The sequence below is a fragment of the Billgrantia zhangzhouensis genome (assembly GCF_021404465.1).
GTDB classification, from domain to species: Bacteria; Pseudomonadota; Gammaproteobacteria; order Pseudomonadales; family Halomonadaceae; genus Halomonas; species Halomonas zhangzhouensis.
In genome coordinates, this window is record NZ_JABFTT010000005.1 from 279,046 (window position 1) to 304,178 (window position 25,133).

Annotated in this window: 32 protein-coding genes and 7 tRNA genes; 25 read left to right on the top strand and 14 right to left on the bottom strand. The window is 61.2% G+C overall.

Annotated features, from left to right (window positions below):
• Positions 1-53: 53 nt before the first annotated feature.
• Complete coding sequence (locus tag HOP51_RS08585) at positions 54-695, bottom strand: COG3650 family protein (protein WP_234273522.1); 642 nt, start codon at positions 693-695, stop codon at positions 54-56.
• 389 nt (positions 696-1,084) lie between these two features.
• Here HOP51_RS08585 and HOP51_RS08590 point away from each other — a divergent pair, with 389 nt between their 5' ends.
• From HOP51_RS08590 to HOP51_RS08685, 21 genes are all read left to right on the top strand, one after another.
• A complete protein-coding gene (locus HOP51_RS08590; RefSeq protein ID WP_234273523.1) occupies positions 1,085-1,264 on the top strand; it encodes a hypothetical protein in 180 nt (59 codons plus the stop codon).
• A 119-nt stretch (positions 1,265-1,383) separates the two neighbouring features.
• The gene (locus HOP51_RS08595) at positions 1,384-2,628 is read left to right on the top strand and encodes a tyrosine-type recombinase/integrase (RefSeq protein ID WP_234273524.1); all 1,245 of its coding nucleotides are present in this window, start codon (positions 1,384-1,386) and stop codon (positions 2,626-2,628) included.
• A gap of 109 nt (positions 2,629-2,737) precedes the next feature.
• Positions 2,738-3,331 carry a hypothetical protein gene (locus HOP51_RS08600; RefSeq protein WP_234273525.1) on the top strand — a complete coding sequence of 198 codons (594 nt, stop codon included), beginning with the start codon at positions 2,738-2,740 and terminating at the stop codon, positions 3,329-3,331.
• A 90-nt stretch (positions 3,332-3,421) separates the two neighbouring features.
• Positions 3,422-3,622, top strand: coding sequence for a helix-turn-helix transcriptional regulator (locus HOP51_RS08605; protein ID WP_234273526.1), 201 nt, complete (start codon positions 3,422-3,424; stop codon positions 3,620-3,622).
• Complete coding sequence (locus HOP51_RS08610) at positions 3,619-3,969, top strand: hypothetical protein (protein WP_191225069.1); 351 nt, start codon at positions 3,619-3,621, stop codon at positions 3,967-3,969. The genes HOP51_RS08605 and HOP51_RS08610 overlap by 4 nt, the downstream gene beginning before the upstream one ends.
• Positions 3,970-4,110: 141 nt before the next feature.
• Positions 4,111-4,509 carry a helix-turn-helix domain-containing protein gene (locus tag HOP51_RS08615; RefSeq protein ID WP_191225068.1) on the top strand — a complete coding sequence of 133 codons (399 nt, stop codon included), beginning with the start codon at positions 4,111-4,113 and terminating at the stop codon, positions 4,507-4,509.
• A gap of 349 nt (positions 4,510-4,858) precedes the next feature.
• Positions 4,859-5,032 carry a hypothetical protein gene (locus tag HOP51_RS08620; RefSeq protein WP_234273527.1) on the top strand — a complete coding sequence of 58 codons (174 nt, stop codon included), beginning with the start codon at positions 4,859-4,861 and terminating at the stop codon, positions 5,030-5,032.
• Between the two features lie 72 nt (positions 5,033-5,104).
• Entirely contained in the window at positions 5,105-5,473 is a 369-nt protein-coding gene (locus tag HOP51_RS08625) for a hypothetical protein (RefSeq protein ID WP_234273528.1), read from the top strand.
• Positions 5,470-5,745 carry a hypothetical protein gene (locus tag HOP51_RS08630; RefSeq protein ID WP_234273529.1) on the top strand — a complete coding sequence of 92 codons (276 nt, stop codon included), beginning with the start codon at positions 5,470-5,472 and terminating at the stop codon, positions 5,743-5,745. Before HOP51_RS08625 ends, HOP51_RS08630 begins: the two co-directional genes overlap by 4 nt.
• A gap of 155 nt (positions 5,746-5,900) precedes the next feature.
• Positions 5,901-6,836 carry a hypothetical protein gene (locus HOP51_RS08635; protein ID WP_234273530.1) on the top strand — a complete coding sequence of 312 codons (936 nt, stop codon included), beginning with the start codon at positions 5,901-5,903 and terminating at the stop codon, positions 6,834-6,836.
• 95 nt (positions 6,837-6,931) lie between these two features.
• Positions 6,932-7,459: a hypothetical protein gene (locus HOP51_RS08640; protein WP_234273531.1), complete on the top strand. Its 528-nt coding sequence runs from the start codon at positions 6,932-6,934 to the stop codon at positions 7,457-7,459.
• A gap of 281 nt (positions 7,460-7,740) precedes the next feature.
• Positions 7,741-7,911: a hypothetical protein gene (locus HOP51_RS08645; protein ID WP_191224648.1), complete on the top strand. Its 171-nt coding sequence runs from the start codon at positions 7,741-7,743 to the stop codon at positions 7,909-7,911.
• Between the two features lie 23 nt (positions 7,912-7,934).
• The gene (locus HOP51_RS08650; protein WP_191224649.1) at positions 7,935-8,546 is read left to right on the top strand and encodes a hypothetical protein; all 612 of its coding nucleotides are present in this window, start codon (positions 7,935-7,937) and stop codon (positions 8,544-8,546) included.
• A gap of 11 nt (positions 8,547-8,557) precedes the next feature.
• Positions 8,558-9,496 (top strand): major capsid protein, encoded by a 939-nt coding sequence (locus HOP51_RS08655; RefSeq protein WP_191224650.1) that lies wholly within the window; start codon positions 8,558-8,560, stop codon positions 9,494-9,496.
• Between the two features lie 52 nt (positions 9,497-9,548).
• The gene (locus HOP51_RS08660) at positions 9,549-10,373 is read left to right on the top strand and encodes a hypothetical protein (RefSeq protein ID WP_234273532.1); all 825 of its coding nucleotides are present in this window, start codon (positions 9,549-9,551) and stop codon (positions 10,371-10,373) included.
• A gap of 221 nt (positions 10,374-10,594) precedes the next feature.
• Positions 10,595-13,231 (top strand): tape measure protein, encoded by a 2,637-nt coding sequence (locus HOP51_RS08665; protein ID WP_234273533.1) that lies wholly within the window; start codon positions 10,595-10,597, stop codon positions 13,229-13,231.
• On the top strand, positions 13,231-13,635 hold the full coding sequence (locus tag HOP51_RS08670; protein ID WP_234273534.1) for a hypothetical protein: 405 nt from the start codon (positions 13,231-13,233) through the stop codon (positions 13,633-13,635). Before HOP51_RS08665 ends, HOP51_RS08670 begins: the two co-directional genes overlap by 1 nt.
• Complete coding sequence (locus HOP51_RS08675) at positions 13,613-13,780, top strand: hypothetical protein (protein ID WP_234273535.1); 168 nt, start codon at positions 13,613-13,615, stop codon at positions 13,778-13,780. The genes HOP51_RS08670 and HOP51_RS08675 overlap by 23 nt, the downstream gene beginning before the upstream one ends.
• Positions 13,777-13,995 (top strand): toxin-antitoxin system protein, encoded by a 219-nt coding sequence (locus HOP51_RS08680; protein WP_191224655.1) that lies wholly within the window; start codon positions 13,777-13,779, stop codon positions 13,993-13,995. The genes HOP51_RS08675 and HOP51_RS08680 overlap by 4 nt, the downstream gene beginning before the upstream one ends.
• 187 nt (positions 13,996-14,182) lie before the next feature.
• On the top strand, positions 14,183-14,446 hold the full coding sequence (locus HOP51_RS20965) for an HGGxSTG domain-containing protein (protein WP_276574348.1): 264 nt from the start codon (positions 14,183-14,185) through the stop codon (positions 14,444-14,446).
• 241 nt (positions 14,447-14,687) lie between these two features.
• Entirely contained in the window at positions 14,688-15,047 is a 360-nt protein-coding gene (locus HOP51_RS08685) for a hypothetical protein (RefSeq protein ID WP_191224656.1), read from the top strand.
• 142 nt (positions 15,048-15,189) lie between these two features.
• Here HOP51_RS08685 and HOP51_RS08690 read toward each other — a convergent pair.
• The 12 genes from HOP51_RS08690 to HOP51_RS08745 form a co-directional block, all read right to left on the bottom strand.
• A tRNA-Ser gene (locus HOP51_RS08690) sits at positions 15,190-15,277 on the bottom strand.
• Positions 15,278-15,383: 106 nt separating this feature from the next.
• Entirely contained in the window at positions 15,384-15,887 is a 504-nt protein-coding gene (locus HOP51_RS08695) for a YiiD C-terminal domain-containing protein (protein ID WP_234273536.1), read from the bottom strand.
• A gap of 5 nt (positions 15,888-15,892) precedes the next feature.
• Entirely contained in the window at positions 15,893-16,453 is a 561-nt protein-coding gene (locus HOP51_RS08700; RefSeq protein ID WP_234273537.1) for a nitroreductase family protein, read from the bottom strand.
• Between the two features lie 43 nt (positions 16,454-16,496).
• Entirely contained in the window at positions 16,497-17,333 is an 837-nt protein-coding gene (queF, locus tag HOP51_RS08705; RefSeq protein ID WP_234273538.1) for an NADPH-dependent 7-cyano-7-deazaguanine reductase QueF, read from the bottom strand.
• Positions 17,334-17,336: 3 nt separating this feature from the next.
• The gene (locus tag HOP51_RS08710) at positions 17,337-18,110 is read right to left on the bottom strand and encodes an ABC transporter permease (protein WP_234273539.1); all 774 of its coding nucleotides are present in this window, start codon (positions 18,108-18,110) and stop codon (positions 17,337-17,339) included.
• Positions 18,107-19,072, bottom strand: coding sequence for an ABC transporter ATP-binding protein (locus tag HOP51_RS08715; RefSeq protein ID WP_234273540.1), 966 nt, complete (start codon positions 19,070-19,072; stop codon positions 18,107-18,109). The genes HOP51_RS08710 and HOP51_RS08715 overlap by 4 nt, the downstream gene beginning before the upstream one ends.
• Before the next feature lie 151 nt (positions 19,073-19,223).
• Positions 19,224-19,298: transfer RNA gene (locus HOP51_RS08720), tRNA-Gly, on the bottom strand.
• Positions 19,299-19,341: 43 nt separating this feature from the next.
• Positions 19,342-19,417: transfer RNA gene (locus HOP51_RS08725), tRNA-Glu, on the bottom strand.
• 20 nt (positions 19,418-19,437) lie between these two features.
• Positions 19,438-19,512 (bottom strand) — tRNA-Gly (locus HOP51_RS08730).
• A 58-nt stretch (positions 19,513-19,570) separates the two neighbouring features.
• Positions 19,571-19,646: transfer RNA gene (locus HOP51_RS08735), tRNA-Glu, on the bottom strand.
• Between the two features lie 88 nt (positions 19,647-19,734).
• Positions 19,735-19,809 (bottom strand) — tRNA-Gly (locus HOP51_RS08740).
• A 37-nt stretch (positions 19,810-19,846) separates the two neighbouring features.
• Positions 19,847-19,922, bottom strand: a tRNA-Glu gene (locus HOP51_RS08745).
• A gap of 150 nt (positions 19,923-20,072) precedes the next feature.
• Between HOP51_RS08745 and msrB the strand changes: the two genes are divergently transcribed.
• From msrB to htpX, 4 genes are all read left to right on the top strand, one after another.
• Positions 20,073-20,474 (top strand): peptide-methionine (R)-S-oxide reductase MsrB, encoded by a 402-nt coding sequence (msrB, locus tag HOP51_RS08750; RefSeq protein ID WP_234273541.1) that lies wholly within the window; start codon positions 20,073-20,075, stop codon positions 20,472-20,474.
• Positions 20,475-20,540: 66 nt separating this feature from the next.
• Positions 20,541-21,521, top strand: a complete 981-nt coding sequence (gene ylqF, locus HOP51_RS08755; protein WP_234273542.1) for a ribosome biogenesis GTPase YlqF — start codon at positions 20,541-20,543, stop codon at positions 21,519-21,521.
• 65 nt (positions 21,522-21,586) lie between these two features.
• Positions 21,587-22,819 (top strand): pyridoxal phosphate-dependent aminotransferase, encoded by a 1,233-nt coding sequence (locus HOP51_RS08760; RefSeq protein WP_234273543.1) that lies wholly within the window; start codon positions 21,587-21,589, stop codon positions 22,817-22,819.
• Positions 22,820-22,943: 124 nt separating this feature from the next.
• Positions 22,944-23,843 carry a protease HtpX gene (gene htpX, locus HOP51_RS08765; RefSeq protein WP_234273544.1) on the top strand — a complete coding sequence of 300 codons (900 nt, stop codon included), beginning with the start codon at positions 22,944-22,946 and terminating at the stop codon, positions 23,841-23,843.
• Between the two features lie 75 nt (positions 23,844-23,918).
• On the opposite strand, the gene pdxB is transcribed toward htpX, so the two are convergent.
• On the bottom strand, positions 23,919-25,073 hold the full coding sequence (gene pdxB / locus HOP51_RS08770) for a 4-phosphoerythronate dehydrogenase PdxB (protein ID WP_234273545.1): 1,155 nt from the start codon (positions 25,071-25,073) through the stop codon (positions 23,919-23,921).
• Between the last annotated feature and the right edge of the window lie 60 nt (positions 25,074-25,133).

Below are 25,133 nucleotides of genomic sequence, written 5' to 3' on the forward strand. Positions count from 1 at the left end.
AGACGGCCTCCCATCGTTCGTATCCGATTGTTTCGCCGCAGCCAGGACCGACTTTACTCGCCAGCCCTCAGACAACAGCCGGCATGGACGGTGCCATTCGGCGTGACGACGATTCCTTCATAGGGAAACCCGATGTCGCTCATCCCGTCGGAACAGAAGCCGTGATTGCGCCATGCCGTCAGATGGCCGACTCCGCCCTCATTCTCCAGCCTGATCGCATAGCGCCCGATGAGCCCCATAGCGCGAGTCATAGGACCGGCCTGCCAAGTCTCGTCCTCGTCCATCGGCGTCTCGAATCGCGCCTCGTCATCGGCCACCTTCAAACTCCAGAAAGGCTCCGTGCCGGTGCAGCGCAATGGAAAGACCTCGCCGGAGGGTGGCGCTTCGTCCACGGGCGCGAGATAGCGGGCATTGATCCAGCCGAGACCGTCTCCACCGACCACCTGCCACCAGACGGCCCCGTTCCTCTCGATCCGTGTACCGGAGACTACGACGTCGCTGGCATCCGGCTCCAGCGTGCTGACGATCTCGGCCGACGGCTCGGGCTGGGACCGGACATTGAGCCCCCCGGTAGCAGCCACGCCAGTCACACGGTAGCGCTGGATGGGCTCGGGCGCCTGCTTCTCAATCGCCAGCACAAGCAGGGAAAGAGACATCAACATTATAGCGAGCGCGGCAATTCCAAATCGACGCATGGCAAGTCTCCCCATTGCAACATTATCTCGGTGAGCGGCGAGTCGTCTAGAGAGCGCCACGCAAGCGCAAGTTCGCGACCGACATGGCCCTTCGGTCCCGGAAGCTAAAGGCGGTCTTCGACTGAAGCATACCGGGAGACTCCGGCGCCCTTTGCATGGCGGGGCTGAGACGGCCTAGTGATGACGGTGGATACGGCCGCCGTTCCTCCCCCGACCATCCGTGCGAACCCCACGGTCACGAGTAGGCCATCGTAGAAGTTGCACGAGTCTGAGACTTCAGGGGAGATCTCGAAACGCTTGCCAATCTCGCAACAAAAAACGGGCTCGATCAGAACCCAGTTTGGAGTCAGTGTCACTCGCCGACAAGTTTCGCCCCTCGATCCAGTTAAATGGTACCTGCCATCGCAAGAATGGCCCCTGAATCAATTGGCATTGTTCAACGCGATCAAGAACATTCAGAAAAACAAAAAGCCGCTGTAGTCAGCGGCTTTTTCGATATTCGTGTGGCGGAGGGGGAGACCGCCAACCTGGGGTTGATTCATGGCGTGCCACCCCTTGTCATGAAGTAGCAATAACCTATTTAAATACAGTAGCATAACTCACCACAACGTCCTTCCCTTCCTTTGCGCTTGTATTACCTCGTGCTACAAATTATCATCCCATAACGCCCATTTTGTGGGGTAGATTGTTGGAGTGGCAGGCCATGCCAAAGAAAGCACGAGAACTCTCCGCCGTAGAGGTGAAGCGACTGACCGAGCCGGGCTTGTACGCCGTAGGCGGCGTGGCTGGCCTACAGCTCCAGGTTTCCAAGACTGGCGCGCGCTCATGGGTGCTGCGCATCACCGTAGGCGCCAAGCGCCGCGACATTGGCTTGGGTGGCTATCCTGACACCCCACTCGCCAGCGCCCGCGAGAAAGCCAGGGAGGCGCGAGAGAAGATTCAACAAGGCATCGACCCGGTTGCCGAGCGCCGCACTCTGAGGAGCGCTCTGCTGGCTCAACAGGTACGCGACATCACCTTTGAGCAATGCGCCGCCCAGGTCATCAAGAAGAAGCAGGCCGAATCTCGCAGCGCCAAGCATGCCCAGCAGTGGGAGAACACGCTCAAGACCTACGCCTATCCCGTCTTGGGCAAGATGGCCATTACAGACGTGGATCTCGCCCATGTGCTGAAGGTACTTAAGCCTGAGTGGGAAACCAAAACCGAAACCATGACCAGGCTGCGCCAGCGCATCGAGGCGGTCATAGCGTGGGCGACTGCGCATGGCCATCGCTCCGGCGACAACCCGGCACGCTGGAAAGGCAACCTTGACGCCATCCTGCCGAAGCCGTCGAGGGTCACCAAGGTTAAGCACCACAAGGCGCTCCCCATCGATGATATGGGCGAGTTCATGGCCAGCCTGCGCAAGCAGAAAGGCACGGCCGCTCTCTGCTTGGAGTTCGTCATCCTGACAGCAACCCGCTCCAACGAAGCCAGAGGCGCCACGTGGGACGAAATCGATCTGGCTAACCGCGTGTGGGTAATCCCTGCCAACCGCATGAAGGCTGAGAAAGAGCATCGTGTGCCGCTAACTGATAAAGCGGTTGCGCTGCTCGAAGCCCTGCCGCGAGTAAGCGACGCCGTATTCTCATCACGCCGAGGGCGCCCGCTGAGTGAGAACTCAATGTCTGGCGTGCTGAAGCGTATAGGCGTGGACGCCACCGTCCACGGTTTCCGCTCGACGTTCCGCGATTGGGCAGCTGAGCGTACCAGCTACCCTCACCACGTCTGTGAGATGGCCCTGGCCCACACGATCAAGAATGCTGCCGAGGCGGCCTATCGTCGTGGCGACCTGATGGAGAAGCGGGCGAAGCTGATGCAGGATTGGGCGAAGTTCTGCGGCACGATCCAGCCCAAGGGCGAAGTCGTCCCGCTGCGTAAGGCGGAGATGTAGTCCGCAACAAATGAAGCGAATGCAACGACTTATGAGCAGGTGGCGAGCGTACCCAACGAACGCCCCATCATAATCAACCAGAATACAGGCGGCTCGGCGAGAGATGTCCATGAACGATAGGCTAAGGCTACGTGAGTTTACTCAGGAGTTGCTGCGTAAAATCGCTGCCGGCACGGATGGATTGCCGAGCGAGGATCGTGCGTGTGCAATTTTGGAGATTATCTTATGGGACAACGAAACCCCGCCAGATACCTACAAGTACGCTGAATACTTGCTACAGCTTTTTGAAAAGCTGACCAAAGCCACCGGCTCCGCTCGTGAAGAAGTTTTGTACGAGATAGGCGTCGCAACCGGGGTTCTGATCAGTAGGATTGGGTATGGATACTCTGTTGATGAGGTGGCTGAAATGTCTTTAAAGACAGAAACGGGTAGCAAAAATCTCATCAGCAAACAAAAACAGAGGGGGTATGAAGCGCTGCGCAGGGAAGCTAGGTCACTAGCGCTAGATAAGTGGGCTAGGGGGCAGTCTGAAGGGCCAAGGGTAGGAGAGATGGCTAGTTGGGTACATGAGGTGCTATGCGACAAGTACCGGAGAGGGCACCCGTATTTTGATTGTGTGCCTGCCTTATCTAAAAAAGTGGCAGAGTGGATCCGCCCGATAGCCCCCGACTACGCAAAAAAACCAGGCAGGAGCAGGAAATAATTGGCCCGCCTGGCCTAGCAGGAATATTTCTCTATCCTGCCAAACCGCACCATCAACCTTGTCGATAGCCGATGAGACAAGGTGACTCAGATGGAGAAAGCAACACACACTGCCAGCAAGTGGCTCAGTGATAAGCAGGTAGCCGAGCGGTACGCAATTGGCCGGGTTACACCCTGGCGCTGGGCAAGGGAAGGCAACTTCCCGGCACCCGTAAAGCTAGGCCCGAGCTGCACCCGCTGGCGCCTAGCCGATCTGGAAGCATGGGAGGCAACACGGGAGGTGGCACAATGAGCCGACTCCCGCTGTTTCCCACCGACGAGCACTTCATCACCCATACCCGCGCTGTTCTCGCCATGCTGCTGCGTGGCGAGCACTGCGATCAATTCTCCTATCACCAGCATACTGGTTTGCCTATCGCGGACTTCCGAACCCGCGTGAGCGAGCTATATCGCAATGGCTGGCCCATTGAGCGTGCATTCCACCATACGCACGACAACAACGGTGAGCCACGACGATGCAAATATTACTGGCTGGATCGTGAACTGATGAGGGCTTACTTCGGCCAGGAACCGGCTTTCAAGACACGCTGTGAAGCGTTCGCCCAGAAGTACGGAGGCAGCCTATGCCGAGCCAGCTAAAAGAAAACCCCGTCCTGGCGGCTACCAGTGACGAGGCTTCATTCCAGACTGAACACCTGAATGATAGCCCAGCCGCCCAGGAGAATACCAGCAGTCTCACGGCCCCCTCATGCGGGGCCGTACCCAAGGCAGGTTGACTCTATGGCGAAGAAACCCAAGGTCCATTGGGGGGCTGGGGGCGCTCTCGCCATACCCAAGTTTCTGATGGGCCACGAAGACTTCCGCGAACTGTCGCCGTCTGCGCTCAAGGTGCTGCTTGTGCTGGGATACCAGTACAACGGCAAGAACAACGGGGATCTCTCGGCCACTCACAAGATGATGCAGGACTGGGGCGGTATGGCAGAAGCAACGCTCTCCAGAGCCCTACGAGAGCTTCAGGAGCGCAATCTGATAACCAAGACACGGACCAACTATAAAGGCCGTGACGGCGCTCGCTGCGCCCTGTACGCACTGACATGGGCACCTGTCGACGAATGCCCCGGCAAGATGCTTGAGGTCCGCCCTACTATCGTCGCACCACGGAAGCTGTCAGGAGGATAGAGCATGAGTTTCGATGATTACCAGCTTCAAAAATTGAAGTCATAGGCACCAAAAAATGAAGCCTTCCAGCCCGTCGAGCCGAATATCGACCGATAAGGCATCAAAATTTGCAGCCTTACCCCGGCTTTTCGAGGTTTTGTGACTTCAATTTTTGAAGACCCTTATAAGTTACCAGGGGGTATAGCTCAGATGAGGGGTTATCGGACCGTTGCGGGGCGATGGCGGGAGTGCCAACGGGCCCCGATCATCACTGGACCAGCCCGCCCTATCGTCACCGGGCAAAAAGGGCTTGCCCATCCCAGCAGCATGGCATACATTGTCACACATACGCACACACAAGGAATGAAGCATGGCCCCGCACGATCAACACATCAGCCTCAGGCTTTCTGCCGACCTGTTGGAGAGGGTGGAGACGTACCGCTTGGAGCTGGAGAAGATGACGCGCCAAACCGTGAGCCAGGCGGCTGCGCTTCGGGCGCTGATCGACGCAGGGCTAGAGCTCGTAGAGAAGGGAAGGAAGTAGTAAGAGCGCCCCCGCGACTGCGCCAACAGTCCGAGGGCATGACACATCGGCTGCCACTGAGGAGACGCCGGCATGCAAGCACATATTAACACCGAAACCCGCCGCAACATCGCCCGCGCCTACGACACACTGCGCCGTGAGCAGGCCAAGGCCTATCGGCTCGATACCACCAGCCATATTCGGCCCGACTTCAACCGGACTGCCATTCAGGGCAACTACATCTTCCTGAATCAGGTTCCAGGCCTGACCAAGGACCAGCATATCCGGCTCATGCGTGAGGCCAAGGAGCGCATCCGCAAGCGCGATGCTGAACCGGCCGCATGGTTCTACCGCCCCGACCGTGCCACTTGGGTACATGCCCGCTATGAGCGCGGCGAGTTTAAGGACAAGTCAGACGCAGAGCTGGGACGTGCATTCACTGGCGACGAGGAGCAGTCATGAGCAGCCAACAGCAGACCAACGAGCCGACCCTGGCCCTGGTGCATGCCGCCGACTACTACGACGCGCTCACCCTGGCCAAGGCATATTTTGAGGAGGCTGACGCCCTGTTCACCGCCATAAGGAATGAAGCGAGTAGCGATAATCCAGATATGTCGGTGATTGAGCGCCTGGCAGGACTTGGGCAGCGTGAGTCTGACGACAATGCCGGCCACTACGGCAACGAGGCCGACAAGCTCAAGATGGGGCTAAAGGAGCAAGGGTGGTCAACATGACCATTCATGTCGGGAGTCGGCTCATGAGCAGCGAGCCGCCGCCAAAGTAGCCCCAGTCTTGAAACCCAAGCCCTGGCCAACGCCGGGGCTTTTCCGTTGATTCCCGCTCAGCGTTGAGTGGTAGCCTATAAGCAAAACCAAAAAGGGGGCGCGGGATGAGGAAGTGGATTGGCATCACAGCATTGGTGTATCTGTCAGGCTGCGCCAGCCAGGCAGCCAATAACAGCGATTACTTGGCATTCAGCACGAATCAGGAGCAAGAAGAGACCCTGATGCGATCCGTACACGCTGAGGTCGGCACAGATGGTGAGTACCTTTTTTCTGGCCTGTATCGCATTCAGAGCATGCATGGACGAGGTCATTGGCTCTGCGGTCAAGTCAAGCTGCCCAATGAGCAAGAGGTCTATAACGTGGTCCGCCATCGCTCGGGTACAGTTGAACTGGCTCCAGAACCACAAAAACTTGAGGCTTGCGACCTAGAGCGGTACTCCGCTGCCTTAGGTTTTAGGCCCTCAGGAGAGAGGATGTTTATCGGCGAACAGGCAAAGGAACCCTGCAGCCATATGCAAGACATGAAGCCACACTATCCAGCAGGGGCAATCACGGTGCGAGAAATCGCCACGCTTGGTTGCGTGGCAGAAGAAAGAGGGGAAGTACACGGCATCCCTTATTGGATTAACCGTGCTTCGAATGCTGGGCGTTTTTACAACGCACCGGCTCGTTACGGTGTGGGGGATGATCACTATTGGGTGGTAAACTGCTCTACAGACGCCATCACGGATGCTCGTTCTTGCACGATCAGGCGGGATGGCTTCTTCCTATTTTGGCAGAATGGCTACGGCATCATGACCACAGGAACTGCTTACCCTGGATCCAATATGCATTTCAGGGTAGATAGCAATGCAGCCTTATCAGCACCCGAAAGCACAGGCCTTACTGGAGCTGCTGCCAATCGGCTTGTGCAACAGATGCTTGCAGGCAACTCACTGATCACTCGGTATTCAGACTGGCCATACAACACGCGTAATGATGTGACGATTCCCACACGCGGATTCGCCCAAGCGCTTGATTATATGCACAGTATTAGATAGCACCTGCGTACAGGACCAGAACAGGCCCTTCGCACTTACAACCATCAGGTATGGATGCAACCTTTCTTGACCACTACACCAAAAAGGACAGGGAAATGAAGACGGATAAATGGGACGGCTGGGCAATGACGGTCACGCTGCTGGCGTGCCTCACGGTGGCGTTTTCTGGATTCATGATTGCTCAATACGGCTTCATCGAAGTACCGACCCGCACCGGACAGACACGTACTGACATCAATGTCATGGTGTGGAGCCTAGCCATCGGCCAAGGCCTGGGCGCCATCCTGTTTGCCGGGCTGTTCAACATGGTCCGCGACATCTACCGCAATACCTGTCAACAACCCGAAGAAACTAAAGTGCCTCTGCCTAAGTTAGAAGAGCCAGAGGGGTTTTCAGGCCTGCTGGTGGAGCGTGTGCGTGACGCCTCGCCGCTTGCCGGGCATGTACGCGCTGGCTATCGCCTAATGGCCGTCAATGGGCGCCCTGCTATCAGTGAGCAAGCCGCTGCCGAGAGTGTGGTGGATGGCGTCAACACCTTTACCTTGGTCGACACCAACGGCAACGAGATAGAGCGCCGTCTTGAGATGCGACCACAGCCATTGCACCTACGCTTCGCTCCTTAACCCTAGCCCCGCCATTGAGCGGGGCTTTTCATTAGCAAAATCGATAGACAAGCACGTAATCTTTCGATTCTATCGATTTATCACCAGATGGACTCACTTGCTTACCCCAGCTTTGGGAAAAGCGCTATGCGGCGGACGCATACTCCCCCTACCCCGCTTGTATCATCTGGTCCCACGACGTTCTTGCTATGCCAATCCCACAAAATACCCAACAAAAACAGGCTTATTAGGCCTGATACGACTATACTGGATAAAACCCCAGTAGGTTTTGAGGTGTACCCATGCCGACTGCACATAAAGGCCGTGTGAGAGGGCCGAACGTTAAGCCTACCCGCCAGGCCGTCGCCGCCTATTACGAGCTGCTCAAGCGCAAGGCCGAGCAGGGCAACGTCAATGCTGCCGGCTGGTTACTCCAGTTAGACCTGTTGAACCAGCCCCGTGAGGGGCAATGACATTTCCTCGAGGAGGAAAACACATGCTTGAGATCGACCTGAAAGGTATTGGCATTGAGCTGGACGACGACCAGAGCGACGCGCTCATGAAGGCTGTCAACGACGCCCACGAGGTGGACGTCCAAGGCCTCAAGAGCAAGCGCGATGAGCTGTTATCGAAGCTGGCCAGCCGTGGGGAGCGCGACCCCGAGCCAAACCAGGAGATCGAGAGCTACCAGCGAGAGCTGCAAGACCGGGATGAACGGCTGAACCAGCTCCAGGCGCAACTTGATGAGCGCGACCTGGAGACAGAGCTGCACCGCGCAGCCGGCAAGGCCTCACTGATTCCCGAGGCGGCAGCAGATGCCTATCTCGTCGCGAAGACCCTCTTCAAGCGTGAGGAGGGCCAGTTCGTGGCAAAGGACGGCGATAGCGTCCTGATGGGCAAGGATGGGCCGTTGACCGTTGGCGAATGGATCGAAGCACAACGCGAGACCCGCCCTCACTGGTTCCCTCGCCCCGTGGGGGCAGGAGCACCTGGCAACAACGGTAGGGGTCAGGCCTCACCAAGCCGCAGATCCGCAATGTCTCCGAGCCAGAAAGCGGAATTCATCCGCAAGCATGGACCGGAGGCCTACGACAGATTGCCACGTTGAGGTGAACCCCAATGGCTACATCAGTAACGAGTGATTTTCAGGTATACGACGCCCTGTCTCAGTCCGCTTATCTCGAACGCCGAGAGGACGTGATTCAGGTATTCAACGCCGCTTCAAATGGCGCCATCGTGCTGGAGAACCAGGCGATTCAAGGCGACTTCAACAAGCGGGCGTTCTACACCGTTGGCGGCTCGATGCAGCACCGTGACGTCAACTCTACCGCCACCGTCACCGCCGAGAAGATCGGCAGCGAAGAGATGGTGGACGTCAAAATTCCGTGGAAGTACGGCCCCTACCAGTCCACTGAAGAGGCCTTCAAGCGCCGCGCTCGCTCCCCCGAGGAGTTCGCCGACGTGGTGGGCCGCGACATGGCTGACGCCACCCTGGATGGCTTCCTGCAGCACGGCTATGGCGGCCTGCTGGCTGCCGTGGGCGCCAATACCGACATGGTGGTGCCGGCAGACTTCGACATCGACGGCAAGAAGGTGCTGACCAAGGGTCTCCGCACCCTGGGAGACCGCTTCGGACGCCTGGCCCTGTGGGTCATGAACAGCGCCACTTACTTCGATCTGGTGGACAACGCCATCGATGAGAAGCTGTTCGAGGAAGCCGGCCTTGTCGTCTACGGCGGCCAGCCCGGCACCATGGGCAAGCCGGTGCTCGTCACCGACACCATGGCCGTGGACAAGATCCTGGGCCTTCAGCCCGGCGCTATCCGCATCACCGAGTCACAGGCTCCCGGCGTTCGCAACTATCCGGTGAACGACCAGGAGAACCTTGGCCTGGGCTTCCGTGGCGAAGGCGCCTTCAACCTCGCTCTCCTGGGCTACTCCTGGGACGGCGATGCCAACCCCAACCTGGCCGCCCTGGAGACTGCCGCCAACTGGCGTAAGCACTTCCAGAGCAACAAGAGCACCGCCGGCTTCATCATCGACCTGTCCGGCGAGTAACTCTCAAGGGGTGGCCTAAGGGGCTGCCCCGCTCTCCCTGCGAGGTGACACCATGACAAGCCCCATCATCCGTAAGCGCCGTGAACACAAGGGCCGTGGTTACTACATGGCCGACATCGACTTTGACGCCGCCCTGAAGGCACGCATGGGGGCAGGCCTACAGTTCAACCGCGACCGCGCTGTAAAGGCGCTCCGCACCGCTGTGAAGCACGTAGACAGCACCTTCGCCGAAACCATCGACAGCATCGAGGCGGTACGCTCGAACCGCGACATGAAGGCCGAGGCCATCAAGCGCAAGACCGACGAGATCGCCGCCGACTTCATCAAGTCCGTGCAGGAGATGGCCGCGTGGGCCGACGACGAGGCGACCGGCCTGCTCAATGGATTCTCTGCGCTCATCCCGGTGCGGGATCTCAAGGAAAGCGACATGGGTAGCCACCTGCGAGACCAGGAGCTGCGCGCCTTCCTGCGCAACTTGGACACCAAGGAGCGGCGCCTGCTGCTGCGTGAGTGCGAGAGCGGCAAACACCCGGAGCTGACCGCCGCCATGCTGCGCGGCCCTGCGATGCTCAGCGGCATCACTGAGGAGCAGAAAGTCTCCCTGGCCAATGCCGGCGTGGTGTCGAGCAATCCCGACGAGGTGAAGCAGTACCAGGCGCTTCTCGGCATGTCGAGCGAGGTACGCCGCACCCTATCGCAGGCCGCCGAGGCAGTGGGCAAGGCCAGCGGCAACGAGTATTTCGTGAACCTGGCCAAAGGGCTGTCAGTCGGCCAGACAGAGCAATGCCTGCGCGACCTGATCGAATCCCTGCCCCTGGAGCGCCTGCCCGCTGAGCCTGTACCCGAGGAGCCTGAAGCTCCCGAGGCGGCCGCATGAGTCAAGGATTCGATACAGAGACACTGCTGCGCGGCCTTGAGGGTATGGCAATAGTTGCACTTCCCGAGCATGACGAGCTGAGAACAGCCTTGGGTGGCGTGGCGGTAGCAACAGCAAACTTGGACTTTCGGCAAGGCCGTCTCTCCCAAGCTGACCACGCAGCGGCATTGAAGCGCGTGCGTGAGCTGGTCCCGTCGCAGAAGACGCACTAAGGGGGCGCCATGAGCAACTTTTCTTCAAGGCTAGAGATCGTCGTAGACAGTCGCACGGGGGAAAGGCGGCTCAAGTACTTCCGTGATGAGCTAGAGCGAACCGAGAAGTCCGGGGATCGGGCATTCGGTAGCATCACACAGGGCGTGAAAAACACCGTCAGCGCCCTGGGGCCGCTGGGCGGCATCGTGGCGTCGGCCTTCTCCGTCCGGCAGCTTACCCGCTACGCCGATGGCTGGTCAGACCTCAATGCCCGCGTGTTCAACGTCACCAAGGATGTCGGCCTGGCAGAGGAGACGATGCGCCGGATCTCCGACACCGCCCGCGTGACGTATTCCAACCTGGACCAGACAGCCGAGGCGTTCCTGAACAACGCCACGACTCTGACAGAGCTGGGATTCAGCACAGAGCGGCAGCTTGATCTGTCCGACGCGCTGAACAACGCGCTGGTGATCTCGGCCACCAAGGGCCAGCAGGCACAGTCGGTCATGATGGCCCTGTCTCGCGCATTCGCCCTGGGCGAGCTGCGCGGCGACAACTTCAACAGCGTCATCCAGAACGGCGGGCGCATCGTGGAAGCCCTGGCCGATGGCCTCGGCGTCACTACCCTGGAGCTGCGCAAACTTGCCAGCGATGGCGTGCTGACCACCGAGCGCGTCGTTAACGCTCTCACCTCGCAGATGGAGCAGTTGCGCAAGGAAGCCGAGGAGATGCCGGCCACCATCGGCGACGGCTTCACCCTGCTGGGCAACGCGACACAAGAGCTGGTCGGCACCTTTGATCGCTCGTTTGGCGTGTCTGAGGGCATCGCCGGGATTCTGGTCAGCACCGCCGACACCATGCGCGAGTCTGCGGACGCCATCGGCGACAACCTGGAGACGATCGGCAACGTTGCTGCCGGCGTGGCCATCGTCGTTGGTGGGCGCTACGTGGGGGCAATCGGTGCATCGACCCTGGCCATGGGTCTAGCCCGCGTCGAGGCAATGCGGTATCAGGCCGCCCTGGCCAGCATGGCAGGCGTAAGCCGCACCGCTGCCGCCTCACAGGTTGCACTGGCTACTGCTGCCCGAGGAGCTGCCGGAGCCCTGGCGTTCGTTGGCGGCCCCCTAGGCGCCGCTGTGATCGCCGGTAGTGCCCTGTACTACTTCCGCGAAGAGTTAGGGCTGACCGGAGAGCGCCTTGATGGTGTGCAGAAAATCACCAATGAGGCCGAGGCTGCCATGAAGGGCCTCGAAGAGGCCATAGATGACAGTAGCTCGGCCGCACTGGATGCCAACTATCAGGAGCTGACGCAGCAACTATTCAATGTTGGGCGGGCTGCCGCTGCAGCGCGTGTTGAGCTTGCCGAGCTGGAGGCGCAGGAGGCTAAGCGCCGCAGCCAGGATAGTTCGTGGTGGCGCGGAGCGACTGGCGGGCATAGCTTCGAGCAGCGTGGCGAGGACATGTCTGCAATCGTTAGGGCAAGGGAGGATCTGGCTGAGCTTGACCGGCTAGAGTCCGAGCTTTTCGAGAAGTTGGCGGCTAATGATGAGGCGAGGGAAGAGGCGGCTCGCCGCCGCGCCGAGCGTCAACGAGTTCGGCAGCATAACCTTGATCGGGATAACAATAGCAATACCGAGACCACGCGCGACCTAACCAAGGCAGCCCGAGAGGCCGAACGCGAGCTTGAGCGTCTGGCGGGTGGCTTCCAGTCCCTCTATGACCGCTTGCGCCCCATAGAGGCCTCACAGCGCCGTTACCGGGATGACCAAGAGCTGATTAACCGGGCGGTAGAGGCTGGCTTGCTGCCGCTCGCTGAGCAGTCACGCCTGCTGCGGGAGTTGGAACGCGACTTCATGAATGCCGGTAATGCGGCTGAAGTGTATGGCTTCACTGGTAGCGGCCTTAATGATCCAGAGCAACAGAGCTATTGGGAGCGCTGGCTAACTTCAGCAGAGACTGCTTTCACCGACTTTGACGCCATGGCTGCGAACACCGCTGAGAGCTTTCAGCGTGGTTTCGGCAACGCCTTTGAAACAATGGTGTTTGATTCCAAGTCGGCAGGGGATGCCGCCCGAACCATGTTTGAAGGCGTGTCACGCACCGCAATCAATGCGCTCGGACAGATGGCCGGGCAGTGGCTCGTCTACCAGGGTATCCAACTGGCTACCGGACGCACGATGGAAGCGTCCGCCATCGCAGGAGCGGCCACCACCGGCACGGCCATCGCCTCAGCCTACGCCCCTGCCGCCACGATGGCCTCTCTCGCATCCTTCGGGGCGAACTCTGCCCCGGCCATGGCGGGTATCTCGTCTACGTTCGCACTGAGCAAGAGCTTGGCCCTGGCTGGCATGGCCCACGACGGCATTGACCGCGTACCGCGAGAAGGCACTTGGCTGCTCGACCGTGGCGAGCGCGTGATGAACCGCCCGCAGGCCGACCGGCTGGACCGCTACCTGGAACAACAAGAGAAAACCACCAAAGGCGCCGGCACAGTGGCCCCGGTGGTGAACATCATCGAGGACGCCAGCAAGGCCGGACAGTCGAGCGCTAGGCAGGACGATGATGGCAAATGGGCAATCGACGTGTGGGTGGCGAACGTCGCCCAAGACGGCAGCGCTGCTCGCATGCTGGAACAAACCTATGGGCTGAGGAGGCAGGGTAGATAATGGCTTTCAGAGTCGATACATACGACCCCGAGCTTTTCACCGCCGGCGTGTGGGAAGAGTTCCAGGGTGGGCGCTTCAAGATCGCCTACCACGGCAACACCGACTATCGCCAGGCGCTGAGCGACCTAGGGAAACGATACCGCAAGCGCTACGGCGACGAGCTCACGCCAGAGCAGTCCGACGAAATGCACGCCGAGGCTATCGCCATGGGGCTGCTGAAGGACTGGGAGAAAGTCGAGGCCACGGACCAGGACGGCAAGCCGGTTGACCTGGAGTACAGCGTCGAGAACGCCACCGCCGCACTGCTGGCCAACCTGGATCTGGTGAACTTCGTTGTTCGCCGGTCTCACGATCTGAGCCGTTTCAAGAGAGACCGAGACGATGAGCCGGCCAAGGGCGAATGACCGCCGGCATCATGCCTACATCGTCGTGAGGGGGCGCCGGTTGGCCACCCTTCACGGCGACGAGGTGCAGGAGCTGCGTGAACGCGCCCACGCCCAAGCCTGCCGCATGGGGCTGCACCGTGCTGTGGTGGAGATCGACCGATGAGCAAGAACCGCCTGTTCCATGGAGCGCCGACTGTTCGGCTGATCGCCAGCGTTGAGCAAGCGACCGTCGATGCAGTAGATGAGGTGATCGGCTACCCGTACAACTCACCGCACCCGGCCAAGGGCAACCGCTCGGAGTTCGTCAGGATCGCCATAGAGAACGAGTTGGCACGCTGGTCTGATGATACTTCCCACCTAGAAAAGGGGCAGGAGTGATGATTTCTTCAGTCCTGAAAAAGAATCGTCGTTTATCAAAGCCCGCCTTCACGCAGCATCTTCACGCGCTGGTATCCATGCCGGTATCCACCGCAAGGCAGGTTTCCACCGAGGTTTCCAGCAGGAGGCCAGTATGAGCGGCAGCCAAGACGAGCTGAGACAGCGCTGGAAAGCTGCCTGTAAGGCGATGCGCAAAGGGGTAAGGGTAGACCTGGCCGAGTTCGCCGAGCTGCGCTGTGGGGCTAAGACGCGAGCAGGAACGCCATGTAAGCGCCGCGACCTATTCGCCAGTGGACGCTGCAGGATGCATGGGGGCATGTCCACCGGCCCGAAGAGCGGCCCAAGAGCCAAGATCGTGCAGCCGGCGCCGCCAGAGGAGCCCTACAACCCGGCAGACAACCCGGAGCTGATGCGGCTGATCAATGCCCAGCTTGAGCACTGCACGCTGTAAAGCCCATGGATGCTTGAGAAAAGTATAGATTCGCGCCGAGGTTCGCAGCCTCGGTTCGCAGCAGAACACCGCGATGGTGGACTAGGAAGTTGTCATGAATGGCCAGGATGGCCGGGGGGATAAGTCGTGAGTGCCCCATGGGAGTAAAAACCGCGACCTGTGCCCGTCATTGCCCCTGCGGGGTGGTGGCGGGCATTCTATTGTTAGGGTGTGTCACAAATAAAAACGAGGGGGGTGTGGTATGTTCGGCTCATTCAAGATCCATGCAGGTGACTTTGGCGAGAAGAAGGACGCGCAGTTCGTCGCCAAGACCTTCCTGATGCCCAAACCAGGGGCTTTTTGGGGTCAGGAGAAATACGACATCAGCCAGGTGGAAGTGCTCGAACAGGCGAGCGAGGAGAACGTTAAGCGCCTCGGTGGTACGGTTGGCTGGGGTGTGGCAGGTGCTGCGCTACTCGGCCCTGTAGGGCTGCTGGCTGGCCTTCTGGTGGGCGGCAGAGGAAAGGACGTGACTTTCATCGTGCAGTTCATGGACGGCAAGAAGGCGCTCTGCACGGCGTCCAGCAAGGTTTACACCCAGATCCTTGCGGCCAGGTTCTAACTTGCTTGCAGCCTCTACCTGCGAAAAGGTGTATTCGACCCAGCAAAACAAAACCGCCTCATCTGTACCGTTTTCGGTTTGATGGGCGGTTTGTTGGGTTGCCTAGAAAAACGCTTCTAAGCACCTGATAAAACAGGGTAAATGGCGGAGGGGGAGGGATTCGAACCCTCGATGCCTTTCGACATACACACTTTCCAGGCGTGCTCCTTCGACCACTCGGACACCCCTCCACATTGTGGTCCTCACGCCTTTTGGCTGCGCCATGTGCGTCAGAACGGCGCAAAGTCTAACGGCTTAAGTGCGCGTTTGCAAGCCGGTTTTTCGGCCTGGCCGCATTCAGCCAGCGGACAGCACGACGTAGTCGCCGTGGGCTTCCAGGCATAGGGTGTCGCAGCACCAGAGCTGCTTCACCAGACTGATCCGGCCACGCCCACGGCTCGCCAAGCGCTCGGCCAAGGCGGCAGGCCCCTGCTCACTCTGCGCAACGCATGTCAGGCGGTAGTTGCCCGTGACGGGCGCCAGGAAGCGCTGGCTGGCCTCGGCCACGACGACGTCGCGAGCGTAGCCACGCTCGCGCAGCCACAGAGTGACCCAGCACCAGCCCAGCAGGGTGATCTGGGCGGTCAACGCCCCGCCGAAACCGGTGCCTTTGTCGTTGAGGTTGGGTTCGAGGGCAAGCTCCCACACCAGGCTCTCCCCTTCCCAACGCATCTCGCGAATGCCCAGGTGCGCGACCATGGGGATGGCCTCGGCCAACCAAGTGTGGAACGCCTGCGGCTCGTCGCGCTGGCCGGGTTCGGGCAGCGGCAGACGCGGGTGGGGGACACCGGCTTCTCGCATGGCATTCAGGTCCAGCGTTCGACGAAGTCGCTGATGCGATGCTCGGCGATGGGCTTGTGGCGTCCGCCGAGCTGCCCCAGGTAGACGAAGGCGATCAGCTCATCCTCCTCCGCCAAACCGAGCCCCTTGCGCACGGTGGGGTCAAAGGCGTACTTGCCGCTGCGACACATCGCGCCGAGCCCTTGAGCGTGAGCGGCCAACAAAATGCCGTGGGCGGCGCAGCCAGCGGAGATCACCTGCTCGATCCTGGGCACTTGGGGCACGTCCGGGGTGACCTTGGCCACCACTGCGATGACCATGGGAGCGCGCAGCGGCTTCTTGCGTGCAGCATCCAGGGCAGCATCCTCGATGCTCGGGTCCTCGCGATACTCGGCTTCGGCGAACAGCTCACCCAGCCGCTCGAGGCCCTCACCGGAAAACTCGATGAAGCGCCAGGGGCGCAGCTCCTTGTGATCAGGCGCGCGCAGCGCGGCGCGATAGATCGCCTCCATCTGCTCGGGGCTCGGCGCCGGCCCCATCAACTTGCCCATGGAGCTACGCTCATGCAGCAGGGTCATCGCATCCATGTTGCTCTCCTCTCGAGTCTTTCTCGGCACTCTACCCAAGGCGCTACTGGCGCGCCAGGCGCAGCGGCTCAGGCGGGCGCTCGCCGGGAGTGGCGCGCCAGGGGCTGATGTCGAGCCCGCCGCGGCGCACGTAGCGCGCCAGCACCAGCAGCCGCTCGGGCTTCGCCCTGGCCATCAGGTCGGTGAAGATGTGCTCGACGCAGTGCTCGTGGAAGTCCTGATGCTGGCGATAACCGATCAGATAGCGCAGCAGGCCCTCGCGGTCGAGTTTGGGACCACGATAGCGAATCAGCACGCTGCCCCAGTCGGGCTGGCCGGTGACCGGGCAGTTGGACTTGAGCAAGTGCGAGTAAAGCGTTTCCTCGACGATCTCCTCACCGGCTTCGAGGTGCTCGGCGCTGGGCGTGTAGTCGTCGATCTCGATGTCGAGTTCGTCCAGGCACTCGCCCGGCAGCCGACATACCGCAAGCACCGCGTCATCGACGTCGAACAGTTCGACGGCCACCGGAGCGCCGGCCGCCTGCGCCAGATCACGCTCGAGAGTCTCGATCACCTGCTCGCGGCTATCGAAGCGGGTCTGGTTGAAGCTATTGAGATAGAGCTTCCAGGACTTCGACTCGATCAGGTTGGGCGATTCGGCCGGCAGGCGGAAGCGTGCCACGGCGACCAGCGGCTTGCCGCGAGCGTTGAGCCAGCTGACCTCGAAGGCGTGCCACTCGTCCTCGCCAACGAAGGGCAACCTGTCCTCCTCGATACCCAACGGCGCACGGTTGGCGGCGCGGGGAATGGGATAGAGCAGCCCGGCATCGTAGTGTTCCGGGTAGGCGGACTCGCGCCCCAAAGGGGCATGTTCAAGCGTTTCAGGGCGATAGTGATTCATTATTCAGCTTCTAATACCCTTGCCCTGCTCCAACATCCACAACGCGATGGCGAAGAGCACGACGATGAAAGCAACGATGGCGGCCAACGCCCAGCCCACCGGGATATCGGAGACACCGAGAAAACCGTGGCGGAACACGTTGACCATGTAAAGTATCGGATTGAGCAGCGAGGCATTCTGCCAGAAAGTCGGCAGCAGCGAGATCGAGTAGAACACCCCACCCAGATAGGTCAGCGGCGTGAGCACGAAGGTCGGCACAATGGACACGTCGTCGAACTTGTTGGCCAGCAGCGCATTGATGAAACCACCAATGGAGAACAGCGCCGCGGTGAGTACCACCACACCAAGGGTCAGCAGCGGATGCGCCACGCTGATGCGGGTGAAGAACAGCGACACGAGGGTGACGATTGCCCCCACGCCCAGGCCACGGGCCATGCCCCCGAGCACGAAGCCGGCGAGAATCACCCAGTTGGGCATTGGCGAGACCATCATCTCCTCCACGCTACGCTGGAACTTGTTGGAGAAGAAGCTCGAGGCCACGTTGGAGTAGCTATTAGTGATCACCGCCATCATGATCAGCCCCGGGACGATGAAGTCCATGTAGCTGAATCCGTCCATCTCACCGATACGGGAGCCGATCAGGCTGCCGAAGATGATGAAGTACATGGCCATGGTGATCGAGGGCGGCAGCAGGGTCTGCGGCCAGATCCGCGTGAAGCGCTTGATCTCCTTGAGTACCAGGGTCCAGAGAGCGATGGCGACCTGAGTGGCGCTCATTTGCCCACCTCCGCCCTATCGACGACTTCACGGTGCTCACCGTTGCCCTGCTCCACCATCGACACGAACATCTCCTCCAGCCGGTTGGCGCGATTGCGCATGGAGACCACCTCGATGCCCTGCTCATCCAAAGCGGCGAAAACGTCGTTCAAGCGCTGGCCGCGGTGCACCATCACGGCCAACTGGGCGCCCTCCACCTGGCTCACTTCGAAGCCTTCGATGTGCGGAACCTGCGCCACGGGATGCGCCAGGTCGAGCAGGAACGTCTCGGTGTCCAGCTCGGCGAGCAACTCACGCACGCCGGTGTTCCGTACGATCTCGCCATGATTGATGATCGCCACGTTGCGACAGAGGCTCTCGGCCTCCTCGAGATAGTGTGTGGTGAGGATGATGGTGGTGCCCTCCTCGCGATTGATGCGGCGCATGTATTCCCACATGCTGCGACGCAGTTCGATATCGACACCGGCAGTAGGCTCATCGAGAATCAACAGCTTGGGCCGGTGCATCAGCGCACGGGCGATCATCAAGCGGCGCTTCATGCCGCCTGAGAGCATACGCGCGCTGCCGTTGCGCTTGTCCCACAGCCCAAGATCCTTGAGTAGCTGCTCGGCTCGCGGCAGCGCTTCGCGACGCGGCATGCCGTAGTAGCCCGCCTGGGCCAACACGATGTCGAGCACCTTCTCGAACTGGTTGAAATTGAACTCCTGGGGTACCACGCCTAGATGATACTTGGCACGAGCGAAGTCACGGTCGATATCGATACCGAAGATCGAGACCTGGCCGGCGGTCTTCTGCACCAGCGAGCACACCACCCCCAGAGTGGTGGACTTGCCGGCCCCATTGGGCCCCAGCAGGGCGAAGAAATCCCCCTGCTCGACGTCGAGATCGATGCCCTTCAGGGCGTGAAAGCCGTTGCCGTAGACCTTGGTCAGGCCACGGATCGACAGCGCCGGTTCGGCCATGAGACATCCTTGCGTTGGGATGGAAGCGAGTTCAGAACATTAGGGCGCGAAGGGATTTTTCAAGCCTGCACAGGAAAAACGCCGTCATCCTCGCCCATGGGCAAGGACATCGAAATTTAATGTGGGGGGGGCGAGCCTTGGCACAAAAATATGGAGCGGGAAAGGAGATTTGAACTCCCGACCCTCGCCTTGGCAAGGCGATGCTCTACCACTGAGCTATTCCCGCTTGATCGATCGGTCATGCCTGCTCGACAAGTATAACCGAAAGGTGGCGTCCCATAGGGGGTTCGAACCCCTGTTCCCGCCGTGAAAGGGCGGTGTCCTAGGCCACTAGACGAATGGGACGCAGCAGCCAGACAGTGCGCTGGAGCGGGAAAGGAGATTCGAACTCCCGACCCTCGCCTTGGCAAGGCGATGCTCTACCACTGAGCTATTCCCGCATGCACGACAGTCTATGCTATCAGCAATGCAACCGCTATCACGGGTGCAACCGGAAGATGGCGTCCCATAGGGGGTTCGAACCCCTGTTCCCGCCGTGAAAGGGCGGTGTCCTGGACCACTAGACGAATGGGACGCAACTGGAGCGGGAAGGTGATTCGATCGGACTGGCGCACCAGCTCCCGACCCTTCACCGAACCTGCTCATTCTGCCGAAGCAGAATTTGGAGCGGGAAAGGAGATTCGAACTCCCGACCCTCGCCTTGGCAAGGCGATGCTCTACCACTGAGCTATTCCCGCACTCCGGTACCCGGTTGAAAACAAGCCGTGAAACGAGTGGCGTCCCATAGGGGGTTCGAACCCCTGTTCCCGCCGTGAAAGGGCGGTGTCCTAGACCACTAGACGAATGGGACGCAGCCGTCTCGCTCTCGCCTCAACGAGGTGGCGCGAATCTTACTCAAGCCCCTGGAGGCTGTCAACTGCCAGCCTGGGGTTGGCTGAGGGAGGGAAAGCAGCCAAGCTTTCTGTGTCAGATGACAACGTCGCACAGCAGGAGAGAGGCCATGCGCAAGAAGATCGAGAAGAGCGATGCCGAGTGGCGTGCCCAGCTCACCCCGGAGCAGTATCGTGTAACACGGCAACAGGGCACCGAACCGCCCTTCAGCGGCGATTATCAGGTCACCGACGAGCACGGCATCTACCACTGCGTCTGCTGCAATGCTCCCTTGTTCGAGAACGAGCACAAATTCCAGGCCCACTGCGGCTGGCCGAGCTTCGACCGCCCGCTGGGCCAGGCCGCCGTCGAGGAACGCTTCGACGACTCCCACGGCATGCGCCGCACCGAAGTGGTATGCGCCCACTGCGATGCCCACCTGGGTCACGTCTTTCCCGACGGCCCGCCCCAGACCACCGGCTTGCGCTACTGCATCAACTCGGTAGCCATCTCGTTCCACCCCGGCGAATAGCTCTGCCCTGCCGAGGCCGCCCTTCTGCTATGATGGGCGGCCTCGTAAGGTTTGCAGGAGTGGCACATGCTCGGCTGGTATCCGGGACACATGAACAAGGCGCGCCGCCAGATCCAGGAGGCGCTGCCGGAAATCGATGTGGCGATCGAGGTGCTCGACGCCCGCCTGCCCTACTCCAGCGCCAACCCCATGCTTGCCGGCCTGACCCGCCACAAGCCGGTGCTCAAGATTCTCTCGCGGGCCGACCTGGCCGATCCGGAGCGTACTCGTGAATGGGTTGCCTACTTCGATGCGCTACCCGATACCCGGGCGCTTGCCGTCACCACCACCAACGCCCGCGAGCTCAAGCGCATCCCCAAGCTGTGCCACGAGCTGGCCGGCCAGGTGCGCGCCGACCGTGACGTGCGGGTGATGGTCATGGGCATCCCCAACGTGGGCAAGTCGACCCTGATCAACGGTCTGGCCGGCAAGGCCATTGCCAAGACCGGCAACGAGCCGGCGGTGACCAAGCGTCAGCAGAAGGTGCGCATCGCCGGGCGGGTAGCACTGATCGACACCCCTGGGGTGCTGTGGCCGAAAATCGAGGATCAGGCCAGCGCCTACCGCCTGGCGGCGACCGGCGCCATCCGCGACACCGCCATCGATTACGTCGAGGTGGCCGTGGTCACTGCCGCCGAGCTGGCCCGACGTTACCCCGAGGCGCTCAAGGCCCGCTACAAGCTGGGCGATCTGCCGCCCTACGCCGCCAACCCCGAGGCGGAACGGGTCGAGGCCGACGGTCCCCAGCGCGTCGACCTGCTCGCCGTGGCCGGCTTCGACGGCCATGCGATTCTGGCCGAGATCGCCAGCCGCCGAGGCGGGCTGCGTGCCGGCGGAGAGGTCGACCTGCATCGTGGCGCCGAGGTGCTACTGCATGAGCTGCGCGACGGCAAGTTGGGCCGCCTGACGCTGGAAACCCCGACCGACATCCCCGCTCCCACGGAGGAGGAAGATACCGCCGCCGAAGCAGAGAACAACGATGGCGGCGGCGCCCATAACTCCGCATAATCACTGAGTTCCGGCAGCCTGGCTGACCGGAGCCACCGGACACCACTGGAATCTCGGACACCTCAATGGACACGCCCACCCTGTTCAGGAAATCGCACAAGCTCGACAACGTCTGCTACGACATCCGCGGTCCCGTGCTCGAGCACGCCAAGCGGCTGGAAGACGAAGGCCAGCGCATCCTCAAGCTCAACATCGGCAATCCTGCCCCGTTCGGCTTCGAGGCTCCGGAGGAAATCCTCCAGGACGTGATGCGCAACCTGCCCACCGCCCAGGGCTACTGCGATTCCAAGGGACTCTACTCGGCGCGCAAAGCGATCATGCAGGAGTGCCAGCGCAAGGAGATTCCCGGCGTCGGCATCGAGGACATCTTCATCGGCAACGGCGTTTCCGAGTTGATCGTGATGGCACTGCAGGCGCTGCTCAACGATGGCGACGAGGTGTTGATCCCGGCGCCCGACTACCCGCTATGGACTGCCGCCGCCAACCTCGCTGGCGGCCACGCCGTACACTACCGCTGTGACGAGCAGGCCGACTGGGCGCCCGACATCGCCGACGTGCGTGCCAAGGTAACCGGACACACCCGCGCCATCGTGATCATCAATCCCAACAACCCTACCGGCGCGGTCTATCCTCCCGAAGTGGTGCGCGAGCTGCTGGCTATCGCTCGCGAGCATGACCTGGTGGTGTTTTCCGACGAGATCTACGACAAGATCCTCTATGACGGCACCGAACACGTCTCCACCGGCGCGCTGGCCGATGAGGACCAGTTGGTGGTGACCCTGAACGGACTGTCCAAGAGCTACCGCTGTGCCGGCTTTCGCTCCGGCTGGATGATCCTTTCCGGCAACGTGGCCATGCAACGCGCCAGGGACTATATCCAGGGTCTCAACATGCTCGCCTCGATGCGCCTGTGCGCCAACGTGCCAGCCCAGCACGCCATCCAGACGGCACTAGGCGGCTACCAGTCGATCAACGACCTGATCCTGCCCGGTGGCCGTCTGCTGGCCCAGCGCGACATCACCTACGAGAAACTCAACGCCATTCCCGGGGTTTCCTGTACCAAGGCCAAGGGCGCGCTCTATGCCTTCCCGCGACTCGACCCCAAGGTCTATCCCATTCAGGACGACCAGAGACTGGTGCTCGACCTGCTGCTGCAGGAGAAGATCCTGCTGGTCCAAGGGACCGCCTTCAACTGGCCGGAGCCGGACCACGTGCGCATCGTCACCCTGCCCTGGGCCGACCAGCTCGGTGACGCACTGGATCGCTTCGCCCGCTTCTTGTCGCGCTACCGCCAGTAAGCGCCGGAGAACCCCCGATTTTTTCGGCTCTGACTTGAAACCTCCGTTCACGAGCCGTATCTAATTCAGCAGATTTTGCAGGGCCGCACGACGGCCCATCCCTTACGACCGGAGACTTCTGACGATGATGAGAATTCTGCTCTTCCTGGGCACCAACCTGGCGGTGATCGTCGTTGCCAGCATCACACTGCGCCTGCTCGGCGTGGAGGGCTATCTGACCGAACAGGGCATGAACTTCAACGCCCTGCTGATCTTCTGCTTCATCGTCGGCATGGCCGGCTCGATGATCTCACTGTTCATGTCCAAGTGGATGGCCAAGCGCGGCACCGGCACGGTGGTCATCACCCAGCCGAGCAATTCCACCGAGAAGTGGCTGCTCGATACCGTGGCCGAACTCTCCCAGCAGGCGGGGATCGAGATGCCTGAGGTCGGCATCTTCCCGGCGCAGCAGTCCAATGCCTTCGCCACCGGCTGGAACAAGAACGATGCCCTGGTGGCGGTATCCGCCGGCCTGCTCAATCGCATGCGCCCGGAAGAGGTGCGCGCGGTACTGGCCCACGAGATCGGCCACGTTGCCAACGGCGACATGGTCACGCTGGCGCTGATCCAAGGTGTGGTAAACACCTTCGTGATGTTCTTCGCCCGCGCCGTGGCCCACCTGGTAGACAACTTCCTGCGTTCGCGCAACGACGGTGCGGGCCTGGGCTTCATGGGCTACTTCGCGGTGGTGATCGTCGCCGAGATCGTGTTCGGCCTGATCGCCTCGGCCATCGTCGCCTGGTTCTCGCGCTTCCGCGAGTACCGCGCCGACGCAGCGGGAGCCCAGCTCGCCGGCACCGGCCCCATGATCAACGCTCTGGCCCGGCTCAAGGCCGAGAGCGACATGCCCAACCAGATGCCGGAGACTCTGACCGCCTTCGGCATCAATGCCGGCCAGACCCGCAAGATCATGGAGCGCCTGTTCGCCAGCCACCCGCCGCTGGACGATCGGATCCGGGCACTCAAGGAAGCGGCTTACCGCTGAGAGAACACCCCCTTGCAACCGAAGAGCCCGCCACATGGCGGGCTCTTCGCGCTTCCGGGCTTGCGGACGAAGCCGTCAGATCACGTTCAGGCCCGCTCCCTGCAGCCACGGTGCCAACGCCTGGGCTTTCGGACCCAGTTCGAGAAAGAGTGTCGAGAGTTCCCGGCGCAGCGGGTAGTTCGCGCGACAGGCATCGAAGCCCTTGGCCATGCCGAGCCGGTAACTCTCACGCCGCAGGCTGTCATGGTCGCGGCGCACATCGTACACCGCGCGTAGGCAGAGCCTGAGGGCCTCTTCGGCCTCGAGTCCATCATCGAGCGCGATTCTCGTGACAGGCGGCACTGGTAACAGTTCATCCAGGCCAAGCCGGGCCGGCAGCCCCAGGTGCCGGCACAGCGCGGCATAGATCTGGTGCGTGCCGCGCAACTTGCCGTCGAGGCTATGGCCGGCAATGTGCGGCGTGGCGATCTGCGCCAGGTCGCGCAGGGCCGGGTCGATGCCGGGCTCCCCCTCCCATACGTCGAGTACCGCACTGATATCGCCCTGCCCCGACAAGCGTTGGCGCAACGCCTGGCCATCGATGCAGTCGCCGCGACCGGCATTGAGCAACAGCGTGCCGGGCGCCAGCTCGGCAATGCGCCGGGCATCAAGCAAATGATGAGTGGCATGCGGGCCATCACGTACCAGAGGGGTATGCAGGCAAAGCACGTCGCACTCGCCGATAAGCGTCTCCAGTTCCCTGAAACCTTCGTGTCCCTCCACTTCCGCTCTCGGTGGGTCGCAGGCCAGGCAAGCGACGTCCATGGCAGAGAGTCGCGCCAGCAACCGCCCGCCCACGTTGCCCACACCAACGATCCCCACACGGCGTTCGCCGAGCCGCCATCCCTGGCGCTCGGCCAGGGTCAGCAGGCAGCCCAGTACGTAGTCGACCACCGCCTCGGCATTGCAGCCCGGCGCACTGGCGAAGGCGATGCCATGGCGTGCCAGCGCCGCCTGATCGACATGGTCGGTGCCGATGGTGCAGGTGCCGACAAAGCGCAACCGGGAACCCTTTGCCCTGGCTGCATCGAGGGTCGCCGCATCGAGCCGGGTGATGGAGCGAATCACCAGCGCGTCGACGTCGCGCAGGGCCGCCGCGTCGATCTCGCGCCCCGGCATTCTTACCAACTCACCCAGTGGGCCGAAACAGGCCTCGGCACCGGGTACGTTGGCATCGACCAGCAGTCTCACGTTCGCCCCCTCCCTGCTCGCTGTTTTTCTCGCTGTTCATGGCAATGGCTTGTGCCGCCA